This is a genomic window from Pseudomonas sp. 8209 (assembly GCF_028682105.1).
Taxonomy (GTDB): domain Bacteria; phylum Pseudomonadota; class Gammaproteobacteria; order Pseudomonadales; family Pseudomonadaceae; genus Aquipseudomonas; species Aquipseudomonas palmensis.
The window spans coordinates 1-20,700 of record NZ_JANIAH010000014.1; the positions used below are offsets into that span (position 1 = coordinate 1).

A 20,700-nucleotide genomic window follows, 5' to 3' on the forward strand; every position below is an offset into this window, starting at 1 on the left:
GCGTCGAATTTACAACCGGGTGACCTGGTCGGGCACGCTGTTCCAGATTTCTGCCGTCAGCGTCTCCAGCAACTTTTTCTCCTCCTTGGCCAGGTTGGCTTGCAGTACGTGGCTCTGGCGCAGGTACGCCGCTTCGGTGATGTGCCCTGCATCTGCATCTGCCTGCAAGGCCTCCATGCGGGCGTGCAGCGGCTTGGCGATGCGCTGGTAGCGCTCGGCATACTGCACCTTCAGGTAGCTGACCCAGAAGTCGCGCTGGGCAATCGAAGCCTTGAGCACTGCCGGCGTCTCGCCCTCTTCGATCTCCTTCTGCGCAGCCTTGATATCGGCATCGGTGACCTGGGCAGTGGCTCGGTAGCGCATGGTGTTGGGCTGCCCCGGCAGTTCGAGCGGCTCGGTCAGCGCGGTACGGTAAGCCAGCCGCACTTCGACCTCGTCCACCACCGTGCCAGCACGCACACGTGCATCGATGACCCGTTGGGCAATCAGCTCGACCTGCTCCAGACGATACAGCCCACGCGCCAGCTTCATCAGTGACCACTCGGCACCCAACTGGCTACCCAGCGCCAGGGCGTGGTTGATCAGCACCTGCACCTCAAGCTGGCTGAACACCAGGATCACCGCATCGCCACAATTGCGCACGCTGTCCAGGGTCTGCAGTACCTCCTCGCGCAGCGCCGTGTTGGCGCTCACTGCCTTGATCAGCGCCCACACCCGCTGCTTGAGGTCGTCGTAGGTCTCGCGAAAATCGGACGTCTCCCCCAGGTCATCGAACAGCCGGAACAGTTCGCCGGTGCCCGGTTCGGCCTTGAGCGCATCCCACATCGCCTGCAGTTCGGCCGCCTGCACCGCATCTGCACCGGCAAGCCAGGCCGTGGCACCGGCAGCCATCGGCTCGGGCGCAAAATGGACGCGCAGGTTCGGCGTCACGCCAAAGCTGATACGCGTGCGCTGACGATAGACCGTCAGCCTGACCTGGCTGTCGGCATCGATCGGGTTGCCGTGCAGGCTGGTGACCCGATTGATCCTCAACACCCGATCGACACGCTCGGCTGCGGGCGCCAGCACGTCCTGCGGCACCACCTGAATGTTGTTGGCGCGCAGGTCGACCTCTTCGAGCATGTCAAGGTCCATCAGGCCGGTCGGCCAGGTACTGATGCCCGTGTGCTGCAGCCTGAGCCCGCGCAGGTCGACCAGGGTCGAAACATCGGGCGCGGTTATCAACGGGTTATGGTCCAGGTTGAGGATTCTCAGGCGAACCAGTTTGGCCAGCACCGCATTGGCAGCAGCATCCATGACCAGGCTGTTGTAGCTGAACGTCAGCCGGGTGATGCGCGGTATGGCTTCCAGCGCGGCAGGCAGGGTGCTGAACAGGTTGTTGGAAAGGTTGAGCCAGCGCGTATTGGCAAACTGCTCGACAAAGGCTTCGGGCAACTCACTCAACTGCATGTCGCGCATGAACAGCGACGCCACATGGCTGAAATCGGCACTCAGAATCGGCAGACCTTCAAGGCGCGTCTCCGACAGGTTGAGGGTGTAGCCGACGGTTCGCCCTTCAAAGGTTACCACCGGGCTGGTCTGGCGCCGCCAGCAACGCTCGATGCGATCGGCCGCCACCTCCCGGTGGCGACGGGTGGCGAAACTCACGGACTGATCGTTGCGCCAGGCGGTCAGCTCATCGATCAGCTTGAACAGTTCCTGGCGACGCCCCTCAAGCTTGACCAGCAGCTCCTCCTCACTGAGCCCCTCGCCTAGCTCCTGCAAAAAGGCCTGCACCTCGTCCACCGCCAGGTCGGGGTACAGCGCCCGGACCCTCTGCATCGGCGTCTGCGGCCTGCCGAACGGGCGCCGGCCACTGAGCGGATAACCGATCTGGCCATCGAGCATGCGCATTGGCGGCTTGAACCAGCGCGTGCGCGGACGCACGCCGATGCTGCTACGCACCGCAGCCGTATCCTTGGCGGCATTCTCGGCCAACATCAGGCGCAACGCGTCGGCCTGGTTGATGTTCAGGCCCAGCAGCACGCGCTCGCTGTCGGGCAGCGCATGCAGCATGGCGGCGCACAACGGCTCCACCCCGCCCAGCGCGTTATGCTCGCTGTCATAAGCCTGATAGCCTTCGTCCAGCCGCGCGAGAATACGCTTGGTGCCGGTGGCCGTGCTGCTCCCGACCGCCTTGAGCTCATCGCCCCACGGGCTGCCCTCACGTACCTGCAACAGCACATCGCCAGACCAACCCGGCAAGGCCTGCAACTGGTCCATGGCAACCTTCAGGCAGTCCAGGCGATCGGTGTAGCCCAGGTAGAGGCCCTCACGGGCACGCACCACGCGCGCCTGCTCCACCAGCCAGCGGGCCTGTTCGGCCAGGCGCAACGGCACCCGCGGCGGGTTGGCGGTGAGCTGCGCTCGCTCGCTGACGCTGGCACTCTCGACCAGCTCTCTGGCCTGCCGCCACGCCAGCCCGGCAAACTGCTTGCGTACCACCGCCATGCCCGCCACCTCCTGCACCGGGTCGGCGCGGTAGAGGCTGTCGAACACCTGGCTGCGGTTGACGCTGGCGTAACGGGCATAGGCTTCACGCAATTGCGTCAGGCGACCAGCCTCGGTCCTGGCCAGGTAGGGGCCGAACAGGGCCTTCTCTTCCTGTTCGGTCAAGCCCTGCAGCAGCGTTGTCAGGAAGCGACCGTCGACCAGTTCCTGGCGCGTGATCGACAGGGTCCGGTTGTCGGCGCTCAGCGGCGTACCGTACTCCTTGACCAGCTGCCCGTCCTCCATCACCCGCACCAGCACACCGGCCGGCCAACCCGGCATGCGTGTGAGCAAGGCCAGGGGCAAGGCATCGAGCTCGGTGGCCAGTGGTTGCCCGTCGCGCATGGCCGCAATCACATCCGCCACCCTGCGGCTCATCTGCCAGCGCACCAGGCTGTCGCCGAGCAACGCCGGCAAAGGCTCGTTGTTGCTGTGCAGGCGGCGCAGGCGTGCCTCGTCGATGCCGGTGATGGCGGCCATGTTCAGCAGGTCCTCGTCACCCATGCCGTCCACCAGATGGCCCAAGCGCCGCCACAACGTCAGGCCTTCCCACTGCTGCGGGTCTTCGGCCTCGAGGCGCCAGGCCCCGGCGCCGTTGTGCACCACCGGCGGCTGGTAGGCGTCATCGCGAGGATGGCGGACCTGGTACTGGCCCGCTTCGGTGCCGACCACCTCGTAGGCGCGGCCCTGCACACGAATGTAGGTCTTGTCGCCCACGCTGTAGCGCCCCTGAAGGTCCGGCACGACCCCCGACAGATCGACATCCGCGGCATAGGGCTCCAGCTGCGGCTTCCACAGCCGGTACTGCCCGTTGGCCAGCCTGATCTGGACTGTGCCTTCCAGCAACTCGCTGCCCGGCCCGACGGCCAACGGCTTGAGGGCAAGCCCCAGGCCCACGGCGAATGCAATGTTCAGTGCCACCGACTGCAGGTGCGCCATGGCCAGCTCGCGATCACCCACCTCCCAGTCCTCGATGCCCTCGACCACCTCCCCGATCAACTGGCCGGCCGCCACCACCGCCATCACCTCCCCCAGCCCGGGTACGAAGAAGGCGGCGCTGTTGAGCACGTTCAGACCGATGCTTTCCCAGTACGCCAGGCGCGCCTCGCGGGCCGCTTCGTCCGCGTCGGCACTGGGCACGGCCAGGTGCCGCGCATCAGCCCTGGCCTTCTCGATCAGGCGTCGATGCTGCAACTCGAACAGGTCTTCTTCCACCCGGTGTTCACGCAGGTACAGGTCCGCCTCCAGGTTGGGCTGGCGCTCCAGCAGCCCGTGCTGGCCATCGACCAGGTGAAACAGATTGCTTTCCAGCAGCCCGAAGAAGCGCTCTTCATCGGCCCGTGCCACACAACCGCGCATGGCCTGCTGATAGGCGGGCGAAATCAGGTTGATGCGCAGGTCGCGCTTGAACGCCTCGATGCTCGGGTATTCCTTGAGCGGGTACAGGGGCGCGCCAGGCACATACACCAGCACAGGCTCGGTCTGCTCGCTGAGCAGGCGGTCGGCACTGGCCACCCAGATACCGGACAAACCAATGCCGAACATTTCCAGGGTGCTGAACACCAGGGGCTTGCCGTTGTACTGGGCGGCACCGGTGCCATCGAGCCAGCCGAGCAAGGCGCTGCGGGCAGCCTCGCCAATCTCGCCCTTCATCGCCGCAATCCAGGTGCGCACGCGCAGGCGCGCCTTGTAGGCCTCGATGGACTGCCGGCGAACCCGATCATGGGTGGCCGGCGCCTCGTACACCGCAGCCAGGTGGTCCTGGTACTGCTTGCCCAGGTCCAGCTCATGGCACACACGGGCAAAGTCGCGCGGGGCCACCGCCAGCTTGCTGCTGTAAACGTAGCGATAGCGCGGCGCGTGCTCGCTGCCAGGTACCAGCGTCATGGAAAATGCGCCCTTGGCCGCCAGGGCCGTACCGGCGTCGAATTCGGCATCCCGGGCAAAGTTCTGCAGCGCCGCCTGCAGCAGGCTCTGGCGCCTGGGCACCACGCGCACCAGCGCACCCAGCAGTTCGGTGTCGTGGGTAACGTGCACGAATTCGTGGGTGTTGACGTCGTCGTCGCGCTGCAAGTCGCGCTTGAGCCTGGCCTTGAGCAGCGGCTCGGCGAACTCGACGATGCCTTTGAGGGGGCGCAGGGTACGCGCCAACGCGTCGGCGCAGGCGCGGGCGTGCTGCTGGCAGGCGAGCAGTGCCTGGCGCTGGTCCTCGCGGGCATTGCTGAACCAGGGCGCCGGCGCATCCCCTGCGCCCTGGTGCTGTTCGGCGCCCCAGGGCCGGCTCAGGGCCGCGAAACTTGCAGGGGTGGAGTGCTTGAGCCAGTCAGGCATGCGCTGATGGATGAAGGGGCCGTGCGGCCCCGGGGTGACATAGGTGTCGGTGGAATCGGTGGGAGTGGTCATGATGGTCCTCGGGGTAGATTGAACCCCAAGCAGACCCCATCATGACGCAGGTGAAGTGCTACATATTGCTCAGCGCCAGCGGCCCAGACGGCTCCACAAGCCCACCAGGGTGTTCTCGATGGAGGCGCTGGCAGCCAGGCCAACGCGCTCCTGCAGGCTCTTGCGTTCGGCAAAATGCAGGTGATACAGGTTCGAATCGCGAGCGCGTTCGCTCAGGTATTCGTCACTGGTGCGCAGCTCGTCCACCAGTTGCTTGTTCAATGCCGCCACCCCCAGCCAGACCTCGCCGGTGGCCACCTCATCGATGTGCAACTGCGGGCGGTAACGCGAGACGAAATCCTTGAACAGCTGATGGGTCACGTCCAGGTCTTCCTGGAACTTCTCGCGGCCCTTCTCGGTGTTTTCGCCAAACACGGTCACGGTGCGCTTGTACTCACCCGCCGTGAAAACCTCGAAGTCTACATCGTGCTTTTTCAGCAGGCGGTTGACGTTGGGCAACTGCGCCACCACCCCGATGGAGCCCAGAATGGCGAAGGGCGCACTGACGATCCTGTCACCGATGCAGGCCATCATGTAGCCGCCGCTGGCCGCCACCTTGTCGATGCACACCGTCAGCGGCACGCCGGCCTGGCGGATACGCGCCAGCTGCGAGGACGCCAGGCCGTAGCTGTGCACCATGCCGCCACCGCTTTCAAGGCGCAGTACCACTTCGTCCTTGGGCGTGGCGAGGGTCAGCAGCGCGGTGATTTCATTGCGCAGGCTCTCGGTGGCCGAGGCCTTGATGTCGCCGTCGAAATCCAGCACGAACACCCGCGGCTTGTCCTCGGGCTTTTTCTTCTGCTGCTTGTCGCGCTTGGCCTGCTGCTTGCGCAGGGCCTTGAGCTGGGCCTTGTCGAGCAGACCCGACTCCAGGCGCTCGCGCAGGTCCTTGTAGAAATCGTTGAGGCGAGTCACGTGCAACTGCCCCCCGGCCTTGCGCCGGCCCTTGCCGCGCAACCCGGCAATGGCCGACAACACCACCAGGAGCGCGATCACCAGGGTCGCGGTCTTGGCCAGAAAGCTGGCGTATTCAGCAAGAAAATCCACAGTAGCTCCTTAACATGTCTGCGCCCGTACGGCGCCAAACGTGGCCCAAGCATACCGGCGCGGCCACGCCTCCACCAGCGTGGGCAACGCCCCGAAACGCAGTTCAAACGACCTTTTCAAACGCTTGTATGTTTTTTCGTTGACAGGCCGCCATCGGCCACCTACCCTCGCCAGAACCTTCACTCCAGGCATACGACGTGGGCAGCATCTACCTCATTCGACATGGCCAGGCCTCCTTTGGTGCCGACGACTACGACGTGTTGTCGCCGACCGGCATTGCCCAGAGCGAAGCACTGGGCGATCACCTCGCCCAGCTGGGCCTGCGCCTGGATCGCTGCGTGGCCGGCGACCTGCGCCGCCAGCAGCACACCGCACGCCTGGCCCTGGCCCGCCTGCAGGCTGCCGGCAGCGCGGTACCCAGCCTGGAAACCGACCCTGCCTTCAACGAATTCGACGCCGACGCCGTCATCCGCGCGCTGCTGCCCGGCCTGCTGCCGGACGAGCCCGAGGCGCTGCACATCCTGCGCAATGCCCGCGACAACCGCAGCGAGTTCCAGCGCCTGTTCGCCCTGCTGGTGCAGCGCTGGCACGGCGGCGAGCACGATGTCGACGGCCTGCAAAGCTGGCAGGGCTTCGTCGAGCAGGTGCACGACGGCCTGCAACGCCTGCTGCGCGAGGCCGGGCAAGGCGACAACATTGCCATCTTCACCTCCGGCGGCACCATCACCGCCCTGCTCCACCTGATCACCGGCATCACCCCCAGCCAGGCGTTCGCGCTGAACTGGCAGATCGTCAACACCTCGCTCAGCCAGCTGAAGTTTCGTGGCCGCGAGGTGGCGCTGGCTTCCTTCAACAACCAGGCCCACGTGCAGTTGCTGAGGGTGCCGGCGCTCATCACCTACCGATGAGCACCGGCCTGTTGCGGCCCCAGGGTCGCTTACATCACTTAATAAGGAATACACCATGACCGACGTAGCTAAAGCCGTTCAAGCCATGCAAGAGAAGTTCAACCCTGCCGCCGCTGCCGGCCTGGACCTGGTGTTCGGCTTCAACATCACCGACGAAGACAAGCACTTCTCGCTGATCGTCAAGGACGGCACCTGCGACCTGCAGGAAGGCGAAAACCCTGACGCCAACTGCACCCTGGTGCTGGACAGCGAAACCCTCAAGGGCATCGTCAGCGGCGAAACCGACGGCATGCAGGCCTTCATGGGCGGCAAGCTGCGCGTCGAAGGCGACATGATGCTGTCGATGAAACTCAGCGAGCTGTTCCCGGCCTGAGCCTTGCGCTGATGCCGACCAGAACCGAAGCCTTGTGCTTCGGTTTTTTTTCGCCCGGCATCAGGGGTGGTGATCGTGGTGCAACACGCTGGCCTATAACACAGTCAAACACTTGTTCGGTTTATCCACGAGAATTAGATTAAACAATAATCAGCGACTTTCAGAATAAGGGAAAAGCATGACGCTCACCGACCAGTCGACCCAGGTTCGCCCCGGCGAAGAACTCGATGCCGCCCTCATCGACCCTTATCTCAAGGCCAGCATTCCAGGCCTGAGCGGCACGCCGGTGATCAGCCAGTTCCCCGGTGGCGCGTCCAACCTCACCTACCTGCTCAGCTACCCGGACCGCGAGTTCGTGCTGCGCCGCCCGCCGTTCGGGCAAAAGGCCAAGTCGGCCCACGACATGGGCCGCGAGTTTCGCATCCTCAACCAGCTCAACAGCGGCTTCCCCTATTGCCCCAAGGCCTACGTGCACTGCACCGACGAATCGCTGATCGGCGGCGAGTTCTACGTGATGGACCGGGTCAAGGGCATCATCCTGCGCTCGGACCTGCCCCCCGAACTGGGCCTGGACAACCAGCGCACCGAAGCCCTGTGCAAGAGCTTCATCGACCGCCTGGTCGAGCTGCACCAGGTGGACTACACCGCCTGCGGCCTGGCCGACCTGGGCAAGCCCGAAGGCTATGTGCAGCGCCAGATCGAAGGCTGGAGCGCACGTTATGAAAAGGCCCTGACCCCGGATGCGCCGCGCTGGGAAACGGTGATCGCCTGGCTGCGCGAGAAGATGCCGGCCGACCACCCACGCCCCGCCATCGTGCACAACGACTACCGCTTCGACAACGTGATCCTCGACGCCGACAACCCCATGCGCATCATCGGCGTGCTGGACTGGGAAATGACCACCCTCGGCGACCCGCTGATGGACCTGGGCAATACCCTGGCCTACTGGATCGAAGCCGGCGACCCTGCGCCCGTGCAGCTGATGCGTCGCCAGCCGAGCAACGCACCGGGCATGCTCACCCGGCGCCAGTTCGTCGACTACTACGCCGAACGTGCCGGGCTGCAGATCGACAACTTCGACTTCTACTACACCTACGGCCTGTTCCGCCTGGCCGGCATCGTGCAGCAGATCTACTACCGCTTCTTCCATGGCCAGACCCAGGACAAGCGCTTCGCCCAGTTCGTGCACATGAACAAGCTGCTGGAGCACATGAGCCTGCAGGTCATCGGCAAATCCACGCTCTGACGCCCTACAACTACAAGGAACCCGCCCCATGTCCAAGACCCAGTTGTTCGACCTCGACGGCAAGATCGCCTTCGTGTCCGGCGCCAGCCGCGGCATCGGCGAGGCGATTGCCCACCTGCTGGCCCAGCAGGGTGCCCACGTGATCGTGTCCAGCCGCAAGCTCGACGGCTGCCAGCACGTGGCCGACGCGATCATCGCCGCCGGCGGCAAGGCCACGGCGGTGGCCTGCCACATTGGCGAGATGGAACAGATCGGCGCGGTGTTCGCCGGCATTCGCGAGCAGTTCGGGCGCCTGGACATCCTGGTCAACAACGCCGCCACCAACCCGCAGTTCTGCAACGTGCTGGACACCGACCTGAGCGCCTTCCAGAAGACCGTCGACGTGAACATCCGCGGCTATTTCTTCATGTCGGTCGAGGCCGGCAAGCTGATGCGCGAAAACGGCGGCGGCAGCATCATCAACGTGGCGTCGATCAATGGCGTATCGCCGGGGGTGTTCCAGGGGATCTACTCGGTGACCAAGGCGGCGGTGATCAACATGACCAAGGTGTTCGCCAAGGAATGCGCCCCCTTTGGCATCCGCTGCAATGCGCTGCTGCCGGGGCTGACCGACACCAGGTTCGCCTCGGCGCTGGTCAAGAACGAAGCGATCCTGAACACGGCGCTGCAGCAGATCCCGCTCAAGCGCGTGGCCGATCCGAAGGAGATGGCGGGCGCGGTGCTGTACCTGGCCAGCGATGCGTCCAGCTACACCACCGGTACGGCGTTGAATGTGGATGGGGGGTTCCTGTCCTGATACCGCAAAGCGGGTCAAGCCCGCTCCCACAAGGATCACCGCTATTTCTGTGGGAGCGGGCTTGACCCGCGATAGGGCCCTGACAGGCACGCACCATCTCCTTTACCATAGCGCCCCTCAGGCGCAGCTTTACCGTTCTGCGCCCCAGTCGAATAAGCCCAACACCATGCCCTTCGAACTCAGCGTAGATCTCACCACCCTAGCCATTCTTGCCGCCGTGGCCTTCGTGGCCGGGTTCATCGACGCCATCGCCGGCGGCGGCGGCCTGCTCACCACCCCCGCCCTGCTCACCGCCGGCATGCCGCCGCACCTGGTGCTGGGCACCAACAAGCTCAGCTCCACCTTCGGCTCGGCCACCGCCGGCTTCACCTACTACCGGCGCAAGCTGTTCCACCCCGCGCAGTGGCGACACGCCCTGGTCGGCACCCTGGTAGGGGCCTTCATCGGCGCCATCGTTGCCCACTACCTGCCGGCCGAATGGCTGAACAAGATGCTCCCGGTGGTGGTGTTCGCCTGCGGCGTTTACCTGCTGTTCGGCGGCACGCCAAAGGCGCCGCTGGACGCCGATGCGCCGATCAAGAAGAAGTGGCAACTGCCCCAGGGCTTGACCCTGGGTTTCTATGACGGCGTGGCCGGCCCGGGCACCGGCGCGTTCTGGACCGTCAGCACCCTGCTGCTGTACCCCATCGACCTGGTCAAGGCCAGCGGCGTGGCGCGCAGCATGAACTTCGTGAGCAACGCCGCAGCACTGTCGGTGTTCATCTTCTCCGGCCAGGTGGACTGGGCGGTGGGCCTGGCCATGGGCTCGTCGCTGATGGTCGGCGCGTTCTTCGGCGCACGCACCGCCATCAGCGGCGGCAGCAAGTTCATCCGCCCGGTGTTCATCACCGTGGTGCTGGCCCTGACCGTGCGCCTAGCGTGGCAGCACTGGTTCGGCCAGGCCTAGGCGGCGCGCCACGTACAGGTCGATCAGGTAACGCGCAATCGAGCGGCCCGCCGGCAACGGCGGCAGCGCATGCACGCTGAACCACTGGGCATCCTCGATCTCGTCGGCCTGCATCACGATCTCGCCGCCGGCGTATTCGGCATGAAAGCCCAGCATCATCGAATGCGGGAACGGCCAGCACTGGCTGCCCACGTACTGGAGGTTCTTCACCTCCAGCGCCACCTCTTCACGCACCTCGCGCACCAGGCAGTCCTCGGCCGACTCGCCCGGCTCGGCAAACCCGGCCAGGGTGCTGTACACGCCGGTCACGAAGCGTGGCGAGCGCGCCAGCAGTATCTCGTCGCCACGGGTGATCAGCACGATCATGCTCGGCGAAATGCGCGGGTAGCTGCGCAGCTCGCAGCCGGCGCAGTACATCGCGCGCTCCCACTGGATCTGCACCATCGCCTGCCCGCAACTGCCGCAAAAGCGGTGCTCGCGGGCCCAGGTGGCGATCTGCGCGGCATAACCAAGGAGGGTGTAGGTATCGGAATCGCCTTCCAGCATGAACTGGCGCAGGCCGCGCCAGCTGCAGCCCTGCGGCGCCTGTGCCGAGCGCAGTTCGAGCAGAAACACCGGCTGGCCGTCGAAGTGGCCGATGCCGTGCTCGCACACCACGTCCAGGTCCTGGCGCCTGAGCCAGTCCCGCGGGAACAGCGCGCCGTTGGCGTCCACCAGAAAGCCCTCGGCACAGTGGGCGACGGCCAGGCCGCCGGGGGTATTGGGGTCCAGTACTGCAGTGGTCCAGCGCGCTGACATGTTGCGTTCCTTGAGGGTTCGCGACCGGGCTCAGTCGTCGAACTGCGGTTTCTGTTTGCTCATGCTGGCGGCCATCGCCACCCGCAGGTCGGTGGATTGCAACATGGCAGCGTTCCAGGTGGCAATGTATTCCAGCCCGTCGTCGATGCGGTGATCGCGCATGTAGCTGAGCATCTCCTTGGTGCCGGCCACGGCAATCGGGGATTTGCCCGCGATCTCGGCGGCAATCGCAAAGACCCCGTCCAGCAGGCTGGCCTGATCGTCGAAGGTGCGGTTGACCAGGCCGATCTGGCGCGCCTCGTCGGCGCCGACAGTGCGCCCGGTGTAGGCCAGCTCGCGCAGCACGCCGTCGCCGATGATGCGTGGCAGGCGCTGCAGGGTGCCGACGTCGGCGGCCATGCCCATGTCGATTTCCTTGATCGAGAACTGCGCATCGGCAGCCGCGTAGCGCATGTCGCAGGCGGCGATCAGGTCGATCGCGCCGCCCAGGCAGTAGCCCTGGATGGCTGCCAGCACCGGCTTGCGGCAGGTATCCACGGCATTGAACGAGGCCTGCATCTGCAGGATCTTGCGCCGCAGCAGGCGCGCGTTGCGGCCTACGTCCTTGCCCATTTCGTTGGCCACCGAGGCCAGCAGCATCAGGTCGATGCCGGAAGAAAAATGCTTGCCGGCGCCGCTGATCACCACCACGCGCACCGCGTCGGTCTCGTCGATCCACTGGAAGATCTCGACGATCTCGCTCCAGAACGCGGCATTCATGGCGTTGATCTTTTCCGGGCGGTTGATCTGGACGTGGGCGATGCTGTTCGACAGTTCGACCTTGAACGCGGTGTAGTCGGTCACGTGGCACTCCTTGGGCTGACGCGGGATGAGGTGGCTGGACTATATCGCAGACCGTAGGCGGCGCTTGTGCCAAAGGCTGGGCTGTTGCTCCTGCACTGCACGAGCCGGCCTTGCCGGCGAAGCGGCCGCCGCAGTCACCCGCAGCGGGCCCTGTCGCGCACCGGACACTGCGCCCGGTGCAGGTTCAGCGCCGTGTTGATGATGCCGATATGGCTGAAGGCCTGCGGGAAATTGCCCAGCATGCGGCCACCTTGCGGGTCGTACTGCTCGGCCAGCAGCCCCACATCGTTGCACAGCCCGCACAGGCGCTCGAACAACGCCTGGGCCTCTTGCTGACGCCCCAGCAGCACGTACACGTCCGCCAGCCAGAACGAGCACACCAGAAACGTACCCTCCCCCGGCGCCAGCCCATCGCAGCCGCTGTCGCTGTCGTAGCGGCGCACCAGCCCGTCATGCAGCAGGCGCTTCTCGATCTGCGCCAGGGTTGCCAGAAACCTCGGGTCGTCGGCTGGCAGAAAACCGGTCAGGGCAATCTGCAGCAGGCTCGCGTCCATCTCCTGCGAGCCATAGGCCTGCACAAAACAGCCCAGCTGCGCATCGACGCCCTGCTCGCACACCTGGCGATGGATCTGCGCGGCCACCTCGCGGTAGTGCGCAGCCTGGGCCTTGCCCTCCTCGGTCGGCTCGCTAAGGCTGGCCGCCCGATCGAACGCCACCCAGGCCATCACCTTGGAGTGGGTGAAATGCTGCTGCGGCCCGCGCACCTCCCAGATGCCCTCGTCGGGCTGGCGCCAGATGGTCTCCAGGTACGGCATGATCACCCGCCCGATCGCCGCACTGCGTGGCAAGCGCGGCAGGCCGCCGCGCATGGCCTGACACAGCGCATCGGCCACCTCGCCATAGATGTCCAGCTGGTGCTGCACCGCCGCGGCATTGCCCACCCGCACCGGCTGCGAACCGGCATAGCCGGCCAGCCAGGGCAGCTCGTACTCCGGCAGCCGGCGCTCGCCGGCCAGGCCGTACATGATCTGCATCTGCTCGGGGTTGCCCGCCACCGAGCGCAGCAGCCATTCGCGCCAGGCCTGGGCCTCCTCGAAGTAGCCCAGGTTCATGAACGCCAGCAAGGTCATGGTGGCATCGCGCAGCCAGCAGTAGCGGTAATCCCAGTTGCGCTCGCCACCCAGGTGCTCCGGCAGCGAGGTGGTGGCCGCGGCCACGATGCCGCCGGTGGGTGCATAGGTCAGCGCCTTGAGGGTGATCAGCGAGCGCTTGACCCGCGCCGTGTGCTCGCCCACCTGCGGGCAGCGCGCAGCAAACTCGCGCCACTTGTGCGCGGTGTCCAGCAGCGCCTGCTCCGGCTCGAAGGCCGGCTGCAACGGCAGGTGCGATGGCTGGTGGCTCAGGCTGAAGGTGTGGCGCTGCCCGGCCTTCACGCTGAAGCGGCTGCCGGTATGGTGATCGCGTGCGTGGGTGCTTACCGTGCTGCGCAGGGTCAGGCGGTCCGGCCCTGCCACCGCCGTCAGGGTCAGCGGGTCGAGCTTCTCGACCCAGGGCACGCTGCTGCCATAGTCGAAGCGCATCACCAGGTCCATGTCGAAGGCCACCTCGCCCTCCAGCCCTTCGACGATGCGCAGCACGCTGTGGTGCGCGTCGTCCAGCGGCATGCAGTCGATCAGCCGCGCACGGCCGCTGGCAGTCACGAAGGTGGTGTGCAGGATCAGGGTGTCCTGCTGGTACTCGCGGGTTACCTCCAGCGGCGCTTCACGCGGCGCGATCTGCCAGCGCCCGTTTTCTTCGTCGCCCAGCAGCGCGGCAAAGCAGGCCGGCGAGTCGAAGCGTGGAAAGCACAGCCAGTCCAGCGAGCCGTCACGGCCCACCAGTGCTGCGCTGCGGCAATTGCCCAGTAGTGCGTAGTCTTCGATGGCGCCCGTCATGAACCTCCCGTCAACCAATGCTGTGCCAGACCCGCCGATCGCGGGCCAGCAGTTCGTCGGCCGCCTGCGGCCCGTCTTCCCCGGCCGCATACGGCTGCACCTCGCCGCCCTGCGCCCAGGCGTCCAGGAACGGCTGCACCGCACGCCAGCCGTTCTCGATGTTGTCGGCACGCTGGAACAGCGTCTGGTCGCCCGTCAGGCAGTCGTAGATCAGGGTTTCGTAGCCCGTGGAGGGCTGCATCTTGAAGAAGTCCTTGTAGGCAAAACCCAGCTCGACGTTCTCCATGGCCAGGGTCGGCCCCGGGCGCTTGGCCTGCAGGTCGAACCACATGCCTTCGTTGGGCTGGATCTGGATCTTCAGGTAGTTGGGCTTGGGCCGCTCGGCGTCGCTGTCGCGAAACTGCGCATAGGGCGCCGGCTTGAAGCAGATGGCGATCTCGGTGTCACGCACGCTCATGCGCTTGCCGGTGCGCAGGTAGAACGGCACGCCCACCCAGCGCCAGTTGTCGATCATCACCTTGAGCGCCACGTAGGTTTCGGTCTGGCTATCGGGGTCGACCCGTGGCTCTTCGCGGTAACCGGCCAGCTTCTTGCGCCCCTGCTTGCCGGCGGTGTACTGCCCGCGTACCGAGTTCTTCAGGGCCATGGCCTTGGACCACGGGCGAATCGCACCGATCACCTTGGCCTTTTCACTGCGCACCGCGTCCGCGCCAAAGGCGGCGGGCGGCTCCATCGCCACCATCGCCAGCAGCTGGAACAGGTGGTTGGGCACCATGTCGCGCAGTGCCCCGGTGGTGTCGTAGAAGGCACCACGGGTTTCCACGCCCACCGTCTCGGCAGCGGTGATCTGCACGTGATCGATGTAGTGGTTGTTCCAGAACGCCTCGAACAGGCCGTTGGAAAAACGGCTGACCAGGATGTTCTGTACCGTCTCCTTGCCCAGGTAGTGGTCGATGCGGTAGATCTGCTTTTCGCTCATCACCTTGAGCAGGCAGGCGTTCAGCGCCTCGGCGCTGGCCAGGTCCGAACCGAAGGGCTTCTCCACCACCACCCGACGAAAGCCGTTGGCCTCGTCCAGCAGCCCGGCCGCCCCCAGTTGCTGCACCACGCCGCTGAAAAAACGCGGCGAGGTGGCCAGGTAGAAGATCGCGTTGCCGGTGCGCCCCTTGTCGATGCGCTCGGCGATGGCCTGGTAGGTGGAGGGCTCCATGAAGTCGCCGGTGAGGTAACCGATGCCCTTGGCCAGGCGCTTCCACAGCTTGTCGTCCAGGCACCGGGTGGCGCCCTCGCCCTGGTCGCGTTCACGCATGAAGGTTTCCAGGCGCTCGGCAAATTCGCCGTCGGTGGCCGGGTTGTGGTCGACCCCGACGATGCGCATGCCTTTGTCCAGCAGGCCGTCGCGGTGCAGGTTGTACAGCGCCGGCATCAGCAGGCGTTTGACCAGGTCGCCATTGGCGCCAAACAGGAACAGGGTACAGGCTGGTGCCGCTTCGACGTCGTGTTCACTCATTCGGGCTTCTCGACATGGCCACCAAAACCGAAGCGCATCGCCGACAGCAGCTTGTCACCGTAGGTGCCCTGCTGCTGGCGTGAACGAAAGCGCGCGAACAGTGCGCTGGACAACACCGGTACCGGCACCGCCTGCTCCACCGCCGCATCGATGGTCCAGCGCCCTTCGCCGCTGTCGGACACCGAGCCGCTGTAGCTGCTCAGCTGCGGGTCGGCCACCAGTGCATCGGCGGTCAGGTCCAGCAGCCACGAGGTGACCACGCTGCCGCGGCGCCACACCTCGGCGATTTCGGGCAGGTTGAGGTCGAAGCGCTGGTCGGCCGGCAGGCTCTCGCTGGCCTTGGTCTTGAGAATGTCGAAGCCCTCGGCATAGGCCTGCATCAGGCCGTACTCGATGCCGTTGTGGATCATCTTGACGAAATGCCCGGCGCCGGGTGGCCCGGCATGGATATAGCCCTTTTCGGCGCGCTCGCTGGGGCCGGTTCGGCCACGGGTACGTGGAATGTCGCCCTCACCCGGTGCCAGGGTGGCGAACAGCGGCTCGAGGCGTTCGAAAATCGCCTGCTCGCCGCCGATCATCATGCAGTAGCCGCGCTCAAGGCCCCACACGCCACCGGAGGTGCCGACGTCCACGTAGTGCAACTGGCGCTCGGCCAGGTGCTGGGCGCGGCGGATGTCGTCCTTGTAGAAGGTATTGCCGCCGTCGATGATCACATCGTCCGCTTCCAGCAGGTCGGCCAGTTGCGCGATGGTCTGCTCGGTGGCCTCGCCCGCCGGCAGCATCACCCAGACCGCGCGCGGCGCGTCCAGTTGCTGCACCAGTGCGGCCAGGTCGGCGGCGCCTGTGGCGCCCTCGGCCACCAGCGTATCGATGGCGGGCGCGTTGCGGTCATGCACCACGGTGTGGTGCCCCTCGCGCATCAGGCGCCTTGCAATATTGCCGCCCATGCGGCCCAGCCCCACGATTCCCAGTTGCATGTGCCGATGCTCCGTAAAGTGTAGAAAGCCTGCTCAGGCCTTCAAGGTTAGTCCGGGCAGGCCCGGGTTGGTTTCATCGACCAACGGCACGACAGCGATAAACAAAAAAGTTCCCATGACAGGAAAAAGAATTCAGAATCGCGGCCGATCGAGCGTCTACGCTCAAACCATGTACCAAACCAATTGCGAGGTGTGCAATGGGAACCTTGATGTCAGCGAGCCCACCCCAGACCCTTTACGTGAGCGTGCGCCGCGACGAACTGCGCCGCCTCAAGGAAGAACGCGACCAGTTGCAGCGTCAGGTGGCGCAGCTGAGCCTGCTGTTGCAACAGGCCCAGGGCAGCGACAAGGCCGTGGTCACCCTCTAGGCGGCCAGCAGCGCCCGCGCCGAATACACAGCGCCGGCCACCGCCACCAGCAACAGCACCAGCCCCGACAGCCGGGCCACCAGCGCCCGGTGCCGCTGCGCCAGGGCGCCGCGCATCAGCGCGATGTACAGCGCCAGCACCCCCAGGTCGACCACCAGCCACAACGCCGCCAGCACCCCGATGCTGGTGCCGAACGAGGCCGTGACGTGGATGAACTGCGGGAAGAACGCCACGAAGAACAGAATGTCCTTGGGGTTGGCGATACCCACCGCAAAGCCGTGCCACCAGCCACTTGCCCTGGGCGGCGGCGCATCCTCCACGGCTGGCGCACGCAGCGCCCCCAGCCCCAGCCAGGCCATGAACACGCACCCCACCAGCGCCACCGCGTTGAGAACCACCGGGCTGAGTGCCAGGCTGCCGGCCAGGATCAGCGCAGCGGCGGCCACCAGCACCAGGGAGGCGGCATTGGCCCCCAGCGCCGTGCGTATGGCCGCCCCGGTGCCCGAACGCCCGCTGGTGCCGACCACCAGCGCCACCACCGGCCCAGGGGTGGCGATCAGAATGAGTACAGTGCCCAGGTAGGCCAACAGCAGCGTGGTGTTCAAAAGAGGCTCCTTTGTCGTCAATGCAGGTCAGGTGCAAAGTGTGCGCAGCTGCATCGCCCTTGAAAAACGCAAAATGCTCTGCCCTACTACGACAAATACTAATAATGGACTGCCCCTGGCATGGTTGAACGTCTGCCCCCGTTGTATGCACTGCGCGCCTTTGAAGTGGCGGCGCGCACCTGTTCGTTCACCCGCGCCGGGGAAGAGCTGGCGCTGACCCAGAGCGCCATCAGCCGCCATATCCGCACCCTGGAAGCCCAGTTCGGTTGCCGCCTGTTCGAGCGCCACGGCCCGCGCCTGCGCCTCACCGATGCCGGGCGGCGTCTGGCCGAGCAACTGGGGGCGGGCTTTGCCCTGATCGAACAGGCCTGCCAGCCGTTTCGCAGCGCTTCGCGCCACCTGCGCCTGAAGGCGCCCTCCACCCTGACCATGCGCTGGCTGCTGGGCTGCATCCAGCGTTACGCCCAGGCCGACACCGTGCAGCTGGCAAGCGTGTGGATGGACGTCGACAGCGTGGATTTTGCCAGCGAGCCCTACGACTGCGCGGTGCTGCTGGGCAATGGGCAGTTCGGTGGGCAGGTCGAGGTGTGCAAGCTGTTCGATGAACGATTGATCCCGATCTGTGCGCCGGGGTTGCTGGGGGATGGCGTGTGGGATGCGCAGCGGCTGGCCGGGGTGGCGTTGCTGCACCCGTCCAATGACCGGCGGGACTGGCAGCGCTGGCTGCGCGAGGCGGGCCTGCTCGAGCAGGTCGACCTGCAGCGCGGCACGCTGTTCGATACGCTGGAGCAAGGGATTGCGGCGGCCATGGCCGGGCATGGCGTGTCGATCGGCGACCTGGCGCTGGTGAGCGACGATGTCCGCGCCGGGCGGCTGGCGTTGCCGTTCGAACAGGCGGTGGCAACGGGAGATGCCTACTACCTGGTGTGGCCGGTGGGCAGTGCGTGGCGCGAGAGCATCGAGCGATTGCGGGTGTACCTGCTGGCCTCTTCGCCGGCAAGGCCGGCACCTACAGACGGCGCAACCTTGTAGGAGCCGGCCTTGCCGGCGAAGAGGCCCGCAAGAGCGACCTCAGAACCGCGTCGTGGCACTCACCCCGAACGTCCTGCGATCCCCCCGCGCATCCCACGCCACATCGAACGGCAGCGGCACGCTGTCGGTCTTGTACTGCTTGTCGGTGAGGTTGTTCACGTAGGCGGTGAAGTCCAGGTCATACTGCCCGCCCACATGGTACGTGGCGCTGGCATTGCCCAGTGTGTAGCCACCCTGCGACACGCTGTGGTCGGCCTGCGCGGTGGGCAGAAAGAAGATCCGGCTCTGGTAGCGCCAGTCGGTGCCCAGGGTGATGTCGTCGCCGTTCTCCAGCGCAATGCGATAACTGCCCCCCACCGCCAGCGTGCGCGACGGCGAACGTGCAATGCGGTTGCCCGAGTAGTCCACCCCCCCCGACTCGAAGTCCTGCAACTCGGTGTGCAGCAGCCCCAGCGAGCCATGCAGTTCCAGGTTGGCCAAGGGCAGCGCCTGCAACTCGAACTCGGCACCGCGTATCACGCCCTGGCCGCTGTTGGTCAGCAACGACACCACCTGCCCGTTGCGCACCGACACCGCGTTCACCTGGATGTCCGAATAGTCGTAGTAGAACACGTTGGCATTGGCGATCAGGCGCTCGTCGAACCACTCGCTCTTGACCCCCAGTTCGTAGGCGTCGACGTTCTCCGGCGCCACCACCGAGGCCTCGGCCTGCACCTGCGCCCCGCCGCTGAAGCCGCCGGAACGAAAGCCCTTGGCATAACGAAAGTACACCCGCGCGTTGTCGTTGAGCTGGTATTCGGGGGTGAAATCGTAGGTCAGCTTGTTCCAGGTGCGTTTCTCGTCCTGCACCACCGTGGTCGCCAGCGGCCCGCTGTAATGCTTCCACCAGTCGTTGCGGTTGCTGAAGTCGACACTGGCAGCATCCGGCGCGGCCACCCGGCGCAGGTCGATGTCCTTGGTTTCGCGGGTCCAGCGCAGGCCGGCGGTGAAGCTCAGGTCGTCGGTGGCCTGCCAGGTGCTGCTGCCGAACAGCGCGAAGCTGTCGGTCTTCTGGTCGATGTCGGTACGCCCGAAGTCGGCCACGCCGAAGGCCTGGTTGTAGGCTTCGGGGAACAGCGCGTTGCTGTTGTGGCTGTCGAGCTGTTCGTGGAACAGGTGGGTGCCGACGATCCAGCTCACCGGCTGGTTCTTCGCCGACGACAGGCGCAGCTCCTGCGACACCTGCTTCCAGCGGTCGTCGTTATAGCCACGGCCGAACTCGTAGATGCTCATGTTCGGGCTCTGGGCCTTTTCGTGCACGTCGTCGAAGGCGGTGATCGAGTCCAGTTGCAGCTCGCCCAGGTCCCACTTGAGCGCCAGTTGCAGGCCGTTGTGCTCGATGCGGTCATCGGCCTTGCCGGTGAAGGCGACCTTGTCGGAGGCAGGCTTGGGCGCAGGCCCGAACAGCGTGCTGCCGCCCGGCCCGGCACCCCAGGCGCGGGCCACGATACCTTGCCCCTTGTAGTCACGGGCGTGCAGCTGCAGGGTGGCCTGCAGGTCGTCGTTGACCTGGGCCAGCAGTTGCAGGCGCAGGGCCTGGTCGTGGATGTCGCCGGCAGTGTGGCCATCTACCTCGTTCTTGAGCTGGCCGTCGCTGCTCTGGTCGATGAACGCCACCCGCGCGGCCAGGCGGTCCTTGACCAGGGTATCGCCGTAGGCACCTTCGTACAGGCGCGAATTGTAGTTGCCCAGGTCGAGCTTGAAGTAGCCGTTGGCGCCGTCTTCGAAGCTTGGCTTGCGCGACACGAAGTTGATCGCGCCACCGGTGGTGTTCTTGCCCCACAGCGTGCCTTGCGGGCCGCGCAGCACCTCGACGCGCTCCATGTCGTAGAGCGGGAAGCCGGTGGCCACGTGCGGGTCGATGTACACGTCATCGGTATAGATGCCCACCGGGTACACGGTGGTCGAGGCCATGTCGCCCGAGCCCATGCCGCGGATGTACCAGCGCGGGCGCTGGTGCCCGGCGAACTCGGGGGCGATGGCGTTGGGCACGTTCTGCAGGGCCTTGCCGGCACTGAAGCCGCCGCCGCTGCGGTCGATCTGGCGGTCACTGACCACCGAGATCGCCGAGGGTACGTCCTGTACCGATTCTTCGCGCTTCTGCGCGGTCACGGTGACGGTGGGCAAGGCGTCGGCGGGCGGTGCGGCGGCAAGCGCAGCGGCGCCGTGCAACGTGGCGGCAATGGCCAGGGCAAGGGGTAGATAGGCGGTAGGGGCAGGCATGGCGGGGGTTCCGATGAGTCAGGGTAAGCGGACTATCGCAAGCGGCGTGCCAATGAGACATGTACTTGATTTATATGAGTTTTA

At 65.7% G+C, this 20,700-nt stretch carries 15 protein-coding genes and 1 pseudogene; 7 read left to right on the plus strand and 9 right to left on the minus strand.

Going from position 1 to position 20,700, the window contains the following annotated elements:
- Nucleotides 1-9: 9 nt before the first annotated feature.
- Together NP552_RS24570 and sohB are read right to left on the minus strand one after the other, a co-directional pair.
- Nucleotides 10-4,932 carry an NEL-type E3 ubiquitin ligase domain-containing protein gene (locus NP552_RS24570; protein WP_274097242.1) on the minus strand — a complete coding sequence of 1,641 codons (4,923 nt, stop codon included), beginning with the start codon at nucleotides 4,930-4,932 and terminating at the stop codon, nucleotides 10-12.
- A 69-nt stretch (nucleotides 4,933-5,001) separates the two neighbouring features.
- On the minus strand, nucleotides 5,002-6,018 hold the full coding sequence (gene sohB / locus NP552_RS24575; protein WP_054915449.1) for a protease SohB: 1,017 nt from the start codon (nucleotides 6,016-6,018) through the stop codon (nucleotides 5,002-5,004).
- Nucleotides 6,019-6,215: 197 nt separating this feature from the next.
- Here sohB and NP552_RS24580 point away from each other — a divergent pair, with 197 nt between their 5' ends.
- The 5 genes from NP552_RS24580 (at nucleotide 6,216) to NP552_RS24600 (ending at nucleotide 10,287) form a co-directional block, all read left to right on the plus strand.
- Complete coding sequence (locus tag NP552_RS24580; protein WP_043859920.1) at nucleotides 6,216-6,926, plus strand: histidine phosphatase family protein; 711 nt, start codon at nucleotides 6,216-6,218, stop codon at nucleotides 6,924-6,926.
- A gap of 55 nt (nucleotides 6,927-6,981) precedes the next feature.
- The gene (locus NP552_RS24585) at nucleotides 6,982-7,299 is read left to right on the plus strand and encodes an SCP2 sterol-binding domain-containing protein (protein ID WP_043859921.1); all 318 of its coding nucleotides are present in this window, start codon (nucleotides 6,982-6,984) and stop codon (nucleotides 7,297-7,299) included.
- A 178-nt stretch (nucleotides 7,300-7,477) separates the two neighbouring features.
- Nucleotides 7,478-8,545: a phosphotransferase family protein gene (locus NP552_RS24590; protein ID WP_123752467.1), complete on the plus strand. Its 1,068-nt coding sequence runs from the start codon at nucleotides 7,478-7,480 to the stop codon at nucleotides 8,543-8,545.
- 28 nt (nucleotides 8,546-8,573) lie between these two features.
- A complete protein-coding gene (locus NP552_RS24595) occupies nucleotides 8,574-9,341 on the plus strand; it encodes an SDR family oxidoreductase (protein WP_043859923.1) in 768 nt (255 codons plus the stop codon).
- Between the two features lie 166 nt (nucleotides 9,342-9,507).
- Nucleotides 9,508-10,287: a TSUP family transporter gene (locus tag NP552_RS24600; RefSeq protein ID WP_043859924.1), complete on the plus strand. Its 780-nt coding sequence runs from the start codon at nucleotides 9,508-9,510 to the stop codon at nucleotides 10,285-10,287.
- Here the strand turns inward: NP552_RS24600 and nudC are convergent.
- The 5 genes and pseudogenes from nudC to gnd all read right to left on the minus strand — a co-directional run.
- Nucleotides 10,255-11,085, minus strand: a complete 831-nt coding sequence (gene nudC, locus NP552_RS24605; RefSeq protein ID WP_058541138.1) for an NAD(+) diphosphatase — start codon at nucleotides 11,083-11,085, stop codon at nucleotides 10,255-10,257. The genes NP552_RS24600 and nudC overlap by 33 nt on opposite strands.
- 30 nt (nucleotides 11,086-11,115) lie before the next feature.
- A complete protein-coding gene (locus NP552_RS24610) occupies nucleotides 11,116-11,928 on the minus strand; it encodes a crotonase/enoyl-CoA hydratase family protein (RefSeq protein ID WP_274097243.1) in 813 nt (270 codons plus the stop codon).
- 134 nt (nucleotides 11,929-12,062) lie between these two features.
- Entirely contained in the window at nucleotides 12,063-13,862 is a 1,800-nt protein-coding gene (locus tag NP552_RS24615; protein WP_054915454.1) for a glycoside hydrolase family 15 protein, read from the minus strand.
- Between the two features lie 10 nt (nucleotides 13,863-13,872).
- A complete protein-coding gene (gene zwf, locus NP552_RS24620; protein WP_054915455.1) occupies nucleotides 13,873-15,372 on the minus strand; it encodes a glucose-6-phosphate dehydrogenase in 1,500 nt (499 codons plus the stop codon).
- Nucleotides 15,369-16,355, minus strand: a pseudogene (gene gnd, locus NP552_RS24625) (phosphogluconate dehydrogenase (NAD(+)-dependent, decarboxylating)); the annotation flags it as partial. The gene zwf and the pseudogene gnd, both read right to left, overlap by 4 nt.
- Before the next feature lie 191 nt (nucleotides 16,356-16,546).
- Between gnd and NP552_RS24630 the strand changes: the two are divergent.
- A complete protein-coding gene (locus NP552_RS24630; RefSeq protein WP_221181553.1) occupies nucleotides 16,547-16,717 on the plus strand; it encodes a DUF6026 family protein in 171 nt (56 codons plus the stop codon).
- On the opposite strand, the gene NP552_RS24635 is transcribed toward NP552_RS24630, so the two are convergent.
- Nucleotides 16,714-17,322, minus strand: coding sequence for a LysE family translocator (locus NP552_RS24635; protein WP_043862636.1), 609 nt, complete (start codon nucleotides 17,320-17,322; stop codon nucleotides 16,714-16,716). The genes NP552_RS24630 and NP552_RS24635 overlap by 4 nt on opposite strands.
- 120 nt (nucleotides 17,323-17,442) lie before the next feature.
- On the opposite strand from NP552_RS24635, the gene NP552_RS24640 reads away from it, so the two are divergent.
- Nucleotides 17,443-18,354 (plus strand): LysR family transcriptional regulator, encoded by a 912-nt coding sequence (locus NP552_RS24640; protein ID WP_274097244.1) that lies wholly within the window; start codon nucleotides 17,443-17,445, stop codon nucleotides 18,352-18,354.
- A 39-nt stretch (nucleotides 18,355-18,393) separates the two neighbouring features.
- Here NP552_RS24640 and NP552_RS24645 read toward each other — a convergent pair whose 3' ends face one another.
- The gene (locus NP552_RS24645) at nucleotides 18,394-20,616 is read right to left on the minus strand and encodes a TonB-dependent receptor (protein ID WP_054916065.1); all 2,223 of its coding nucleotides are present in this window, start codon (nucleotides 20,614-20,616) and stop codon (nucleotides 18,394-18,396) included.
- Nucleotides 20,617-20,700 lie beyond the last annotated feature (84 nt).

Bases quoted from the DNA above. Each gene is read 5' to 3' on its own strand.
- NP552_RS24595 (WP_043859923.1), top strand. From the start codon at position 8,574: ATGTCCAAGACCCAGTTGTTCGACCTCGACGGCAAGATCGCCTTCGTG.
- NP552_RS24585 (WP_043859921.1), top strand. From the start codon at position 6,982: ATGACCGACGTAGCTAAAGCCGTTCAAGCCATGCAAGAGAAGTTCAAC.
- NP552_RS24640 (WP_274097244.1), top strand. From the start codon at position 17,443: ATGGTTGAACGTCTGCCCCCGTTGTATGCACTGCGCGCCTTTGAAGTG.
- NP552_RS24645 (WP_054916065.1), bottom strand. From the start codon at position 20,616: ATGCCTGCCCCTACCGCCTATCTACCCCTTGCCCTGGCCATTGCCGCC.
- nudC (WP_058541138.1), bottom strand. From the start codon at position 11,085: ATGTCAGCGCGCTGGACCACTGCAGTACTGGACCCCAATACCCCCGGC.
- NP552_RS24615 (WP_054915454.1), bottom strand. From the start codon at position 13,862: ATGACGGGCGCCATCGAAGACTACGCACTACTGGGCAATTGCCGCAGC.
- NP552_RS24600 (WP_043859924.1), top strand. From the start codon at position 9,508: ATGCCCTTCGAACTCAGCGTAGATCTCACCACCCTAGCCATTCTTGCC.
- zwf (WP_054915455.1), bottom strand. From the start codon at position 15,372: ATGAGTGAACACGACGTCGAAGCGGCACCAGCCTGTACCCTGTTCCTG.
- NP552_RS24570 (WP_274097242.1), bottom strand. From the start codon at position 4,932: ATGACCACTCCCACCGATTCCACCGACACCTATGTCACCCCGGGGCCG.
- NP552_RS24590 (WP_123752467.1), top strand. From the start codon at position 7,478: ATGACGCTCACCGACCAGTCGACCCAGGTTCGCCCCGGCGAAGAACTC.
- NP552_RS24630 (WP_221181553.1), top strand. From the start codon at position 16,547: ATGGGAACCTTGATGTCAGCGAGCCCACCCCAGACCCTTTACGTGAGC.